The sequence below is a fragment of the Mycolicibacterium llatzerense genome (assembly GCF_025331195.1).
Lineage (GTDB): Bacteria > Actinomycetota > Actinomycetes > Mycobacteriales > Mycobacteriaceae > Mycobacterium > Mycobacterium llatzerense.
This window is the reverse complement of the sequence record NZ_LXOV01000012.1, coordinates 929,022-941,000: the sequence shown is the minus strand read 5'-3', so window position 1 is coordinate 941,000 and position 11,979 is coordinate 929,022. Positions and strand designations below refer to the sequence as shown.

The 11,979-nt window shown below is 67.9% G+C and carries 13 protein-coding genes; 10 read left to right on the top strand and 3 right to left on the bottom strand.

Annotation, left to right across the window (positions count from 1 at the left end):
- Nucleotides 1-8 precede the first annotated feature (8 nt).
- The 5 genes from A7G45_RS19450 to A7G45_RS19430 all read left to right on the top strand — a co-directional run bounded on the left by A7G45_RS19450 (nucleotide 9) and on the right by A7G45_RS19430 (nucleotide 6,218).
- Nucleotides 9-356 carry a YlxR family protein gene (locus A7G45_RS19450; RefSeq protein ID WP_308204139.1) on the top strand — a complete coding sequence of 116 codons (348 nt, stop codon included), beginning with the start codon at nucleotides 9-11 and terminating at the stop codon, nucleotides 354-356.
- Nucleotides 357-489: 133 nt separating this feature from the next.
- Nucleotides 490-3,339 (top strand): translation initiation factor IF-2, encoded by a 2,850-nt coding sequence (infB, locus tag A7G45_RS19445; protein WP_260939554.1) that lies wholly within the window; start codon nucleotides 490-492, stop codon nucleotides 3,337-3,339.
- Between the two features lie 3 nt (nucleotides 3,340-3,342).
- Nucleotides 3,343-3,828, top strand: coding sequence for a 30S ribosome-binding factor RbfA (rbfA, locus tag A7G45_RS19440; RefSeq protein WP_260939553.1), 486 nt, complete (start codon nucleotides 3,343-3,345; stop codon nucleotides 3,826-3,828).
- A complete protein-coding gene (locus A7G45_RS19435) occupies nucleotides 3,803-4,804 on the top strand; it encodes a DHH family phosphoesterase (RefSeq protein ID WP_260939551.1) in 1,002 nt (333 codons plus the stop codon). Before rbfA ends, A7G45_RS19435 begins: the two co-directional genes overlap by 26 nt.
- A 97-nt stretch (nucleotides 4,805-4,901) precedes the next feature.
- Entirely contained in the window at nucleotides 4,902-6,218 is a 1,317-nt protein-coding gene (locus tag A7G45_RS19430) for an MATE family efflux transporter (RefSeq protein WP_276555283.1), read from the top strand.
- 53 nt (nucleotides 6,219-6,271) lie between these two features.
- On the opposite strand, the gene A7G45_RS19425 is transcribed toward A7G45_RS19430, so the two are convergent.
- Nucleotides 6,272-7,021 (bottom strand): enoyl-CoA hydratase, encoded by a 750-nt coding sequence (locus A7G45_RS19425; protein WP_260939547.1) that lies wholly within the window; start codon nucleotides 7,019-7,021, stop codon nucleotides 6,272-6,274.
- A gap of 71 nt (nucleotides 7,022-7,092) precedes the next feature.
- Between A7G45_RS19425 and A7G45_RS19420 the strand changes: the two genes are divergently transcribed.
- Both A7G45_RS19420 and A7G45_RS19415 read left to right on the top strand, forming a co-directional pair.
- On the top strand, nucleotides 7,093-7,359 hold the full coding sequence (locus A7G45_RS19420) for a DUF2277 domain-containing protein (protein ID WP_071285369.1): 267 nt from the start codon (nucleotides 7,093-7,095) through the stop codon (nucleotides 7,357-7,359).
- Nucleotides 7,356-7,904 carry a DUF1802 family protein gene (locus A7G45_RS19415; RefSeq protein ID WP_071285196.1) on the top strand — a complete coding sequence of 183 codons (549 nt, stop codon included), beginning with the start codon at nucleotides 7,356-7,358 and terminating at the stop codon, nucleotides 7,902-7,904. The genes A7G45_RS19420 and A7G45_RS19415 overlap by 4 nt, the downstream gene beginning before the upstream one ends.
- Here the strand turns inward: A7G45_RS19415 and A7G45_RS19410 are convergent.
- Nucleotides 7,893-9,536 (bottom strand): CocE/NonD family hydrolase, encoded by a 1,644-nt coding sequence (locus A7G45_RS19410; protein ID WP_236737182.1) that lies wholly within the window; start codon nucleotides 9,534-9,536, stop codon nucleotides 7,893-7,895. The two genes, A7G45_RS19415 and A7G45_RS19410, sit on opposite strands and share 12 nt — an antisense overlap.
- 153 nt (nucleotides 9,537-9,689) lie before the next feature.
- On the opposite strand from A7G45_RS19410, the gene A7G45_RS19405 reads away from it, so the two are divergent.
- Genes A7G45_RS19405 through A7G45_RS19395 form a run of 3 tightly spaced genes read left to right on the top strand, consistent with a single transcriptional unit; the run spans nucleotide 9,690 to nucleotide 11,289 of the window.
- A complete protein-coding gene (locus tag A7G45_RS19405) occupies nucleotides 9,690-10,595 on the top strand; it encodes a hypothetical protein (protein WP_236737183.1) in 906 nt (301 codons plus the stop codon).
- 50 nt (nucleotides 10,596-10,645) lie between these two features.
- Nucleotides 10,646-10,891, top strand: coding sequence for a type II toxin-antitoxin system VapB family antitoxin (locus A7G45_RS19400; protein ID WP_071285200.1), 246 nt, complete (start codon nucleotides 10,646-10,648; stop codon nucleotides 10,889-10,891).
- Nucleotides 10,888-11,289, top strand: coding sequence for a type II toxin-antitoxin system VapC family toxin (locus A7G45_RS19395; protein WP_071285202.1), 402 nt, complete (start codon nucleotides 10,888-10,890; stop codon nucleotides 11,287-11,289). The genes A7G45_RS19400 and A7G45_RS19395 overlap by 4 nt, the downstream gene beginning before the upstream one ends.
- 31 nt (nucleotides 11,290-11,320) lie before the next feature.
- Here the strand turns inward: A7G45_RS19395 and A7G45_RS19390 are convergent, their stop codons facing one another.
- Nucleotides 11,321-11,902, bottom strand: coding sequence for a DUF3558 domain-containing protein (locus A7G45_RS19390; protein WP_043986208.1), 582 nt, complete (start codon nucleotides 11,900-11,902; stop codon nucleotides 11,321-11,323).
- Nucleotides 11,903-11,979: the final 77 nt, after the last annotated feature.

Below are 11,979 nucleotides of genomic sequence, written 5' to 3'. Positions count from 1 at the left end.
CCGGCGGCGTGTCGGGGCCGCGACCGCGATTGAAGTTCAAGGGCCCCGAGACGGTAGACTGCACTGTGATCCAGCGCGAGACTCCGACAGCCCCGGTGCGTACCTGCATCGGCTGCCGGAAACGAGAGCTGGCCGTCGACTTGCTTCGAGTGGCAGCTGTACGCGACGGGGACGGTAAATGCGCCGTCTCGGTCGATTCAGCGGGTAACCTGCCGGGTCGGGGTGCGTGGTTGCACCCCGTTCAGCAGTGCCTCGACGCGGCAGTTCGGCGGCGAGCATTCGCCCGAGCGTTGCGCATCACCGGTTCGCCGGACACCTCTGCGGTCGAAGAGTTCTTCAGTGCCATACCGGACTGATGGGCCCTGAACACCACAGCAACCAGAACAGGTAGCGAAGAACATGAGCACACCGTGAAGTCCCGATGACCATGCGTCATAGCTAAACCGAGGCGCGGCCTACTACCGCTGACGCCTCACGATGAGGAGAGAAGTGGCAGCAGGTAAGGCACGCGTACACGAGTTGGCCAAAGAACTCGGTGTGACCAGCAAGGAAGTACTCGCTCGGCTGAGCGAACAGGGCGAATTCGTCAAATCTGCGTCCTCCACTGTGGAGGCGCCCGTCGCACGCCGGTTGCGTGAGGCGTTCGGCGGCGGCAAGCCCGCCAAGTCCGAGGCGCCGGCCGCGCCCGCGGCCGCCCGGCCGTCGGGTGGCCCGAAGCCCGGCGCACCCAAGCCGGCACCCGTCGCGGCTCCCGTCGCACCTGCACCGGCAGCGCCGGCCGCAGCTCCGGCAGCAGAGGTAGTCGCACCGTCGGCACCCGCCGCCGGTGGACCCAAGCCCGGTGCGCCCAAGCCTGCTGTTCCGCAGCCCCAGGCACCGGCTGCGCCGGAGCCGGCAGCGCCCGCCGCTTCGGCGGCTCCGGCCCAGCCGCGTCCGGCCACCCCGGGTGCTACTCCGGGTCCGCGACCCGGCGCACCCAAGCCGGCCCCGCGGGCTCCGCGCGTCGGCAACAACCCCTTCTCTTCCCAGCAGCCGGTCGACCGGCCGGCACCGCGTCCGCAGGCCGGTCCCGGTGGACCGCGTCCGGGTCCCGGCGCCGGTGGCCCCCGTCCGGGTGGCGGCCCGCGTCCCGGTGTCACGCCGGGCAACATGCCTCCGCGTCCGCCGGGTGCCCGTCCGGGTGCCGTCGGTCGTCCGGGCGGTCCGCGCCCCGGTGGCGGTCCCCGTCCGGGTGGCGGCGCAGGCGGCCCTCGTCCCGGCGGTGCCGGTGGCGGCGGTAACTACCGCGGCGGTGGCGCCGGCGGTGGTGCTGGTGCCGGCGCAGGTGCTGCTGGTGGCTTCCGTGGTCGTCCCGGTGGCGGCGGCGCTCCCGGTGGCGGTGGCCCCGGTGGTGGCGGCGGTCGTCCCGGTCAGCGCGGCGGTGCCGCGGGTGCCTTCGGGCGTCCCGGTGGCGCGCCTCGTCGTGGCCGTAAGTCGAAGCGCGCGAAACGCGCCGAATACGAGAACATGCAGGCCCCGATCGTCGGTGGCGTGCGGTTGCCGCACGGCAACGGCGAGGTCATCCGCCTCGCTCGCGGCGCGTCGCTGAGCGACTTCGCCGAGAAGATCAACGCCAACCCGGCTTCGCTGGTGCAGGCGCTGTTCAACCTGGGCGAGATGGTCACCGCCACCCAGTCGGTGGGCGATGAGACCCTCGAGCTGCTGGGCGGCGAGATGAACTACGTCGTGCAGGTCGTGTCCCCGGAGGACGAGGATCGCGAGCTGCTCGAGTCGTTCGACCTCACCTACGGCGAGGACGCCGGCGACGAGGACGACCTGGCCAGCAGGCCGCCTGTGGTCACCGTCATGGGCCACGTCGACCACGGTAAGACCCGACTGCTGGACACCATCCGTAAGGCGAACGTCCGCGAGGGCGAAGCCGGCGGTATCACCCAGCACATCGGCGCCTACCAGGTGCTGACCGAGCTGGATGGCAACGAGCGTCTGGTGACGTTCATCGACACCCCGGGTCACGAGGCGTTCACCGCCATGCGTGCCCGTGGTGCCAAGGCCACCGACATCGCGATCCTGGTGGTCGCCGCCGACGACGGCGTCATGCCGCAGACGGTGGAGGCCATCAACCACGCTCAGGCCGCTGATGTGCCGATCGTGGTGGCGGTCAACAAGATCGACAAGGAAGGCGCGGATCCGCAGAAGATCCGGGCGCAGCTGACCGAGTACAACCTGGTGGCCGAGGAGTACGGCGGCGACACCATGTTCGTGGACATCTCGGCCAAGCAGGGCACCAACATCGACGGTCTGCTCGAAGCAGTGCTGCTGACCGCGGATGCCTCGCTTGACCTGCGGGCCAACCCCGACATGGAAGCTCAGGGTGTGGCGATCGAGGCGCACCTGGACCGCGGTCGCGGTCCGGTCGCCACGGTGCTGATCCAGCGCGGCACGCTGCGGGTCGGTGACTCGATCGTCGCCGGTGACGCCTACGGCCGCGTCCGTCGCATGGTCGACGAGCACGGAGAGGACGTCCACGAGGCGCTGCCGTCACGTCCGGTCCAGGTGATCGGCTTCACCTCGGTGCCCGGCGCCGGCGACAACCTGCTGGTCGTCGACGAGGACCGCATCGCCCGCCAGATCGCCGACCGGCGCAGCGCGCGCAAGCGCAACGCGCTGGCCGCACGTTCGCGCAAGCGCATCAGCCTGGAAGACCTGGATTCGGCGCTGAAGGAAACCAGCCAGCTGAACCTGATCCTCAAGGGCGACAACTCGGGCACCGTCGAGGCGCTCGAGGAGGCCTTGATGGGCATCCAGATCGACGACGAGGTGGAACTGCGCGTCATCGACCGTGGTGTCGGTGGCGTGACCGAGACGAACGTCAACCTGGCTTCGGCCTCGGACGCGATCATCATCGGCTTCAACGTCCGTGCCGAAGGCAAGGCGACCGAGCTGGCGAACCGCGAGGGTGTCGAGATTCGGTACTACTCGGTGATCTACCAGGCCATCGACGAGATCGAGAGCGCGCTCAAGGGCATGCTCAAGCCGGTCTACGAGGAGAAGGAGCTCGGCCGCGCCGAGATCCGCGCCATCTTCCGGTCGTCGAAGATCGGCAACATCGCTGGTTGCCTCGTGCAGTCGGGCCTCATGCGGCGTAACGCCAAGGCCCGTCTGCTGCGCGACAACATCGTCATCGCCGAGAACCTCACGGTGTCCTCGCTCAAGCGTGAGAAGGATGACGCCACCGAGGTGCGCGAAGGTTACGAATGCGGTCTGACGCTGACCTACAACGACATCAAGGAAGGCGACGTCATCGAGACGTACGAACTCGTCGAGAAGGCTCGTACGTAAGCGATGGCAGATCCAGCACGCGCCAAGCGATTGGCCAAGCGCATCTCGACGATCGTCGCTTCGGCGATCGAGTACGAGATCAAGGATCCGCGGCTCGACGGCGTGACGATCACCGATGCCAAGATGACCGGTGATCTGCACGACGCCACGCTGTACTACACCGTCATCGGGACCAGCCTCGACGAGGAGCCGGACTACGCCGGCGTCGCGGCTGCCCTGGAGAAGGCCAAGGGTGCGTTGCGCACGAGGGTCGGTGCGGGGACCGGAGTTCGCTTCACCCCGACACTGACTTTCGAGCGCGACACCGTGCCCGATGCGGCTCTGAAAATGGAGGAGCTGCTGGCCCGGGCCCGCGCCGCCGACGAGGATGTGGCGCGGATCCGCGAGGGTGCCACGCACGCCGGTGACGCCGATCCGTACCGTGTGGTGGGGGAGAGCGATTCCGAGGGCCTCAGGGATCAGGGTGACGGCGATCGAACCGACGACTGAGATTCGGCCGCAGGGCGCGCGGGTTGACGCGCGCGGTGCGGCCGATCTACTCGGTGCGGTCGACAGCGTCAGCGTCGTCGCCCACGTGTACCCCGACGCCGACACCATCGGGGCGGGCCTCGCGCTCGCATTGGTCCTCAACGAATTTGGCAAGGACGTGCAGGTTGGCTTTGCCGCGCCCGCGACCGTGCCGCACTCGCTGCAGACCCTGCCCGGTGGGCACCTGCTGGTGCCTCCGGACCAGATGCGCACCGATGCCGACCTGGTGGTCACCGTCGACATCCCGAGCGTGAACCGGCTCGGCTCGTTGGCCAAGCTGGCTGATCCGGGACGGGAGGTGCTGGTGATCGATCACCACGCCTCGAACCGGCTGTTCGGTACCGCGAATTACGTTGACCCGTCGGCAGATTCGACCACCATGCTGGTGGCCGAGCTGCTCGATGCCTGGGGCAAGCCGATCGAGCTGCCGGTGGCGCACTGCCTGTACGCGGGGCTGACCACCGACACCGGTTCGTTCCGCTGGGCCAGTGCCCGCGCGTACCGGCTGGCGGCGCGACTGCTGGACATCGGGGTGGACAACGCCGCGGTCAGCCGCGCGCTGTTCGACACTCACCCGTATTCATGGCTGCCCATGCTGTCCCGGGTGCTGTCGTCGGCGTGCCTCGTCCCTGATGCCGCTGGCGGCAAGGGCCTGGTGTATGCCGTTGTGCCACACCAGGAGTACGCGGGTGCGCGGTCGGAAGAGGTCGAGAGCATCGTCGACATCGTGCGGACCACATCCGAGGCCGAGGTGGCCGCGGTGCTCAAAGAGATCGAGCCCGGCGGCTGGTCGGTGTCCCTGCGCGCCAAGACCGAGGTCGATGTGTCGGTGCTGGCCAGTTCGTTCGGCGGCGGCGGCCACCGATTCGCGGCAGGCTACTCGCCGACCGGTAGCGCCGACGACGTCGTCGCGGCCCTCATCGCCGCGCTGAGTTAGTGCTTTCCCCCTCCCCGCGAGCGGCCGTGTTTGTACGGCGACATGCCGTGTTTGGCGTGCACTTATGTGCCGCTCGCGGCCGACGGGTGTGCGCGTCATGACCACCGGGGTCACCGGTCGGCGCATCGCAGGGCTGGCCTTTCCCGCGCTCGGGGTGCTTGCCGCCGAGCCGATCTATCTCCTGCTGGACACCGCCGTGGTGGGCCGGTTGGGCGCGCTGCCGCTGGCCGGCCTGGCGGTGGGCGGGCTGATCCTGAGCCTGGTCGGTTCGCAGCTGACATTCCTGTCGTACGGCACGACGTCGCGTTCGGCCCGCAGCTTCGGTGCGGGTGACCGCGCCGGTGCGGTCGGGGAGGGTGTTCAGGCCACGTGGCTGGCACTGGCCCTCGGCGTGCTCATCGTGGTTGTGGTGGAGGCGCTGGCGCCGGTATTGCTGACGGCCATTGCCGGCTCTGGTGGTGGCATCGCCGAAACGGCTCTGCCGTGGTTGCGCATCGCGATCCTGGCCGTACCGGCCATCCTCATTTCCTTGGCCGGCAACGGCTGGCTGCGCGGCGTGCAGGACACGGTCCGGCCACTGCGGTATGTGCTTGTCGGCGTGGGTATTTCAGCGGTGCTCTGTCCGCTGCTGGTCTTCGGATGGCTCGGGTTTCCGCGGCTCGGCCTGACGGGCTCGGCGGTGGCGAACCTGATCGGGCAGTGGATCGCCGCGGCGTTGTTCGGGTATGCGCTGCTGTCCGAACGGGTTTCGCTGCGGCTACGGCCTGACGTGCTGCGCGCTCAACTGACCTTGGGTCGCGATCTCGTGCTGCGGTCCCTGGCCTTCCAGGTGTGCTTCCTGTCCGCGGGTGCGGTTGCGGCCCGGTTCGGTGCGGCTGCCGTCGCCGCTCATCAGGTGGTGCTGCAGCTGTGGAATTTCCTTGCGCTGGTATTGGATTCGTTGGCGATCGCGGCACAGTCGCTGGTCGGCGCGGCTCTCGGGGCGGGGGAGCCGGGTCACGCCAAGACGGTGGCGTGGCGCGTGACGGTGTATTCGGCTGCCGCCGCGGCGGTGCTGGCTGCGGTGTTCGCGCTGGGCTCCGGCGTGCTGCCCGCAGTGTTCACCGCCGACCACGCCGTGCGGGCTCAGATCGGCGTTCCGTGGTGGTTCATGGTGGCCCAATTGCCCATCGCCGGCATCGTTTTCGCGCTCGACGGGGTGCTGCTGGGCGCCGGCGACGCGAAGTTCATGCGCAACGCCACGCTGATCAGCGGGCTCGTCGGCTTCCTGCCACTGATCTGGTTGTCGCTGGCCTTCGGCTGGGGCCTGGCCGGCATCTGGTCCGGGCTGAGCACCTTCCTGGTGCTGCGGCTGGTGTTCGTCGGCTGGCGTGCCCTGTCCGGCCGTTGGCTGTACGAGTCCAGCCCATCGTGAAGTAGATCGCGAGGATCTAGAGATTCTTCGCGATCTACTCCACGTTCGGCGGTTCAGACCTGGGTGCGGCCGCGCTGCATGACGGCGTCGCGGTTGGCGGCGATGTCGTTGCCGCTGGAGGAGTCCATCCACTTGCGGGCCGATGCGGCTTCGATCCACAGCCCGGCGTCGGTCTGCGAGCCGTCGATGCGGTGGTACGAATCCAGCAGCGCGCGCACAGCGTTCTGGTTGTTGCCGACGATCGAGGCCGCGACACGGCGCGCGGTCGGGAGCAGCTCGTCGTGCGGCACCACCTCGGTGACCAGCCCGGCCCGCAGCGCCTCGCCGGCCGACAGGTAGTCGCCGGTCAGGCTCATCCGGCGGGCCAGTCCGATGCCGGCCTTCTGGGGCAGTCGCACACTCAGACCCCAGGTCGGCAGCAGGCCGACCCGCGCGTGGGTATCGGCGAATTTGGCGTTCTCCGAGGCGATCAGGATGTCGCAGTACAGGGCCAGTTCCAGGCCACCGGTGACCGCGGCGCCGTTGATGGCGCCGATCACGGGCTTGGTCATGTTCGGCCACTTCGGCGAGATGTCCGGCAGGTCCGCGCCCTCGCCGAGCTCCTTGAGGTCGAGGCCGGCACAGAACACCGGGTCGGCGCCGGTCAGGATCACCACGTCGACATCGGGATCGGCCTCGGCCTGGCGCAGAGCGCCGTAGAAGGCATCGCGAAGCTCGTACGACAGCGCGTTCCGGGACTTGGGCCGGTTCAGCGTCAGGGTGCGTACCCGGTCGGTGGTGTCGTTGAGTAGAACGTCGGTCACGTTGGCTCCTTGCTTGGCGGTCACCCACCGACACCGTAACTTGCGGCCCGAACCGGCCTATCGTGGAGGCCATGTGCCGCAACATCACCGAACTGCGTGGCCTGGAACCGGCCGCCACGGCCGAGGAGATCGAGGCCGCCGCGCGTCAGTACATCCGCAAGGTCAGCGGGATCACCCGACCCACCGCCGCCAATGTCGACGCCTTCGAAGTGGCGGTCGCCGAGGTCACGGCCGTCACCGAGAGACTGCTGAGCCAGCTGCCGGCCCGTCGACAGCCACCGAAGACGGTGCCGCCGCTGCGGCGGCCCGAGGTGCAAGCGAGGTTGGCCGCCAAGTGAATTCGCCCGCGCTCAAGGAGTGGGGCGCGGCGGTGCAGGCCCTGCTCGACGGCCGTCAGACGGTACTGCTGCGCAAGGGCGGCATCGGGGAGAAACGATTCGAGGTATCGGCGCCGGAGTTCGTGTTCTTCCCGACGGTCGAGCACAGCCACGCGGCACGGGTCCGGCCCGAGTTCAGCGACCTGCTGGACCGGGCGGCGGGGGACAGCACCGATACCGACATACTGCTGAGCGGCGGCGCGAAAGTCGTTGCCGCCGTGGCAGTAGAGCACCCGGAGCACCTGGACGCCATCGCCGATCTGCACATCTGGACTGCTGAATCCGTGCAGAACGACCGGCTGGATTTCCGGCCCCGGCACCGGCTGACGGTGCTGGTGGTGCAGGCGAAACCCCTTGTGGCGCCGATTCGGTTGCCCCGCACTCCCGACTACGCGGGCTGCCGCAGCTGGGTGGACGTGCCCGTCACTCCCGAGTGGGGCCCGCCGGTGTACGACGACGCGGCGCTGGCCGCCATCGCGCAACGGGTGCGGGACTCAGTCGGCTGACAGCGCCACCTTCGGCAGCAGCAGCCGGGACACTCCGCCTGCGCCGTGATGCACCGTGTGCGTCGCCGGGACCATGTGCTCACCGGAGACGACTGGCTCGCCGGTGCCGAGGTTGCGGTCGTACCGGGGGTGGCAACCGCCCGCGACCACCACCCGCAGCCGGGACCCGGCCGGGATCCGGTGCGCGACGGCGTCGAGCTCGAGTCGCAGTGTCTCAGGTTCGCCCAAAGGTGTTGCGAGCCTGTGGAATCCGTCGCTGACGTTGCGGGACTTGCCTTGCGCGTCGACCTCACTGAGCCGGACGAAGATATCCCGGTTCGGGTTGTCGCACGACAGCGCCAGTTCGATCACCGGGTTGCCGATCAGGTACAGATCCTCGGCCAGTGGTTCGCCGGTGAAATCGACGACGTCGGGCCGCCGGCTCAGCGCGGAATCCTCCTGATAGCCCGCGGCCGACGACAGCAGCCGGCCGCCGAGCGTGGGGGTCGGCGCGGCGGGATCGAACGTGAATCGCGACGGCGGCGCGGTGTCGGCGGGCGCGGTGGCACCGAGGCGATGCGCGGGCTGCAGGTACAACTCGAGTTCGGTGGCGACCGGTGGCCAGTCCGGCATGGCCAGCCAGCCCTGCCCGTTGACCTCGACCCGCACCGCGGGGCGTTCAGGGGCGGCGGTTTTCTCGGCCAGATGGGTGTCGAGCCAGGCCAGTGATTCGCGCAGCACCATGGCACCGCCGCGGGTCATCACCTGGCTGTGGGTCCACGACCCGATGGTGACCGCGGTGGGCACGCCACGCTGGTGCAGGTGCTGAAACTGGGCCAGGGTCTGCTCGAGGAACAGGTCCTGCCAGCCGCCGATCAGCAGCACCGGCACGTCGACCTTGTCGAGGGTGTCGGCGAGGGCCATGTTCTCCCAGAACGGATCGGTGCCGTCGGGGTGGCTCAGCCACGATTCGTACCAGGCCGCTCCGGAACCCAGCAGCTGACGTCCGGCGGCGCCGGCCGGCGCCTGGCCGTGGGTGCGGGCGACCAAGCGCGGTGCCCGGAATTGCCGGACCCCGACGGCCAGCCGCGCGTCTTCCTGGTGGGCCATCATGTCGCTCCAGCCCAGGAAGTTGTCGAGCGTGAATGCGCCTGTGCCCCAGGTTGACTCGGCGAAGTCATGGGGGCCGACGGTGATGATCGCGGCCTTCAGCTCAGGCGGGGGATCGGTGAGCAGCGCCCACTGGGTGAAGCCCAGGTACGACAACCCCATCGTCGCGAACGACCCGGTGAACCACGGCTGGTCCCGCAACCAGGCGGCGGTGTCCACGGCGTCGGCGATCTCATTGACCATGGGTTCGAAGTCGCCGCCGGAGCCGAACGTGCCGCGCACGCTCTGCAGCAGTACGTGGTAGCCGCGGCGGGCGTACGTCGCGCCGAATACCGGGCCGAACGGGAAGCCGCGGCCGTAGGGGCACCGCACCAGCAGGGTGCCCTTGGCGACACCGGTGGGGGCGAAGTGGCTGCCGACGAGGTCGACGCCGTCACGCATCGGGGTGATGACTCGGCTGACGGTGTAGTCCGTCGTCGGAGGCGGGACGTCGAGGACGCGGCTCAGCAACCGGGAGCCAAGACGGGCGATTCGGGAGCTCACGTTTTCGAAGGGTACCGACTTGCTGGGGACCGTGACGGCCGCGATGGTGTCCGACTCTGGCGGCGCGCACCGAAAAATCTGTCAGACCCTCGGAGTAGACCGGACGCAACTGGTGCGGCACATGTCCGCACCCAACGAGCTGGGGGTTGTTCGATGGGCAATCGAGCGAACATTGTTGTCGTGAAAGATCAAGAGTGGCAGTACGTTTACTCGCATTGCGAGGGCTGCCGCATGGTGGACCTACTAATCGGCGGGCCGGACCTGGCCTTGCAATTCCTGGAATCGCTGGGGCGGCGGCAGTCCCACGACTGGTGGACTGATCCGCTGTGGTGCGACGGTGGTGCGGTCTTCGACTTCGATCGGCGGCGGGTTGTCTTCTTCGGTGACAACCTCATGGTGGACATGCCGTTCCGGCGCACCATCCTGGCGGCGCTCGCCGAGCTGTGGCCGGGCTATGAGATCCGCTACGCCTATGACGGCACCGCCGAAATTGGCGGCTACGTCGGGAAGAAGTTTGACCTGCCGCCACTAGATGTCCTCTCTGCGCCAAAGCTGGCGAGATCGCGAAACGCCTTGTGTCACTTGGTTTCCGTCGTTGATGAGGTGGGGGTATTGCGGATGTGGCCGTTGTGGTGGGGCGACAGCAAGGCATGGCACGGGCCGGCACTGCTCGACAAGTTGCCTGGCGAAGGCGTCCAGCAACTGCGCCTCGACAAGATCCCCGAAGGGGGAGTGCACATCGATGTGCCGCGAAATGCGGTCGGGGTATGGAACACCGCCGACGTCATGGGTGTGTTCCGGGCACTGCCGAAATTGTGGAGCGGTTGGCGGACCGAATGCTGGGAGGATCGCTACGAGGAGCAACTCGCCGCGTGTGGGGGCATGCTGCGACTCCCTGCACTGGAGGACGCAGATTTCGACGAAGTCCTGAATTGGTTGCACCAGAGGGCGTGTGGCACGGACCGCAGCTACGCTGCTGTCCCTCCGAGCGGGGGGCAATGGGCTCGGTTTGCGGCAGCGTACGACCGGGCGCGGCCGCGCCGGGCGAATACGGCATGACCGTCGTATTGGCTCATTGGTACCATCGAAGAGGTAGAAAGGTACCAATCATGGCCCTGAACATCAAAGACCCGGCCGTCCATGAGGCGGTGAAGGAGATCGCGAGGATCACCGGCGAGTCGCAGGCGCAGGCCGTCGCGGCAGCGGTGAACGACCGACTCCGACGACTGCAAGCCGATGATCTAGCCGAACGCTTGCTGGCGATCGGCCGGGAGGCGGCCAGTCGAATGAGTCAGGAAACAATGCTCATCGACCACGGGGAGTTGTTGTATGACGAACTGGGACTTCCCAGATGATCATCGATACGTCATCAATCATCGCCATCCTGCGCGACGAGAACGACGCGGCCGTGTACTCGCGTGCGATCGTGGCCGGTGCGCCCCGAAGGCTCTCGGCCGGAAATTACGTTGAATGCGGCATCATCGTGGACCGGGACCGAGACCCTGCGCTGAGTTCCAAGCTGGACGAGCTGCTGGGCACCGCAGGGGTCATCATCGAGCCGGTCACGGAGCGTCAGGCGCTTTTGGCCCGCCAGGCCTATCGCGACTTCGGGAAAGGCAGTGGCCACCCCGCGGGCCTCAACTTCGGTGACTGCTTCGCTTATGCGCTGGCGATCGACCGTCGCGAGCCATTGTTGTGGAAGGGCGATGACTTCGGGCACACGGGTGTCCGATCAGCACTCGAGTCCAGCTAGGTGTGGCTACACACGGCCCGACGTCTCGCGATCAGAACTTGTAGAACGGCACCAGCTGGTTGGCGCGCTGCAGGTTGGTCTGCAGGCAGTCCGGCCGGTCGGGCGACTCGATCGGCGAGTAGAACATCGACTGGTTGATCAGGCCGTAGCTGGTCTTGAAGGTGATCATGCAGGTCACCCACCAGCGGTCATTCCAGTCGGTGGGCTTCATGATCCAGTACTGCGCGGCACGATGTCCGCCGATGTTCAGCTCGACGGCGTCGGCCGGCAGCGTCTGCTCGTACGTCCGCCAGACAATGGGCTCGACTGCCATCTGGTAGTTACCGGCGTCGTAGTGGCAACGCAGGCCGTCTTCATGGTCGGGCGGGGTGAAGCCCAGGCCCATGGCGTTGATGGCGTCGAGCGGGATCTGATCGCACGGATCGAACGGGCTCGGGTTCGTGGTGGAGATGATGGGCGATTTGATGCTGCTGGTCACGCTCATCGGGGCGGAGGTGGAGCGCAGCTCGACGGCGTCGCCGCCGGTGGGCGTCACGGGGTTGGTCTGTGTGACCACCACGCCTGCTGTCGCGAGCGCACACAGCGCTGACACCAGACGCAGTTTTCTGGCCATCGCTGCCATGACACCCCTCTTAACTCCGAGCAATACTGCGGGGAGTCTACAAGTCGCCTGGGTCACACCGGACAGGA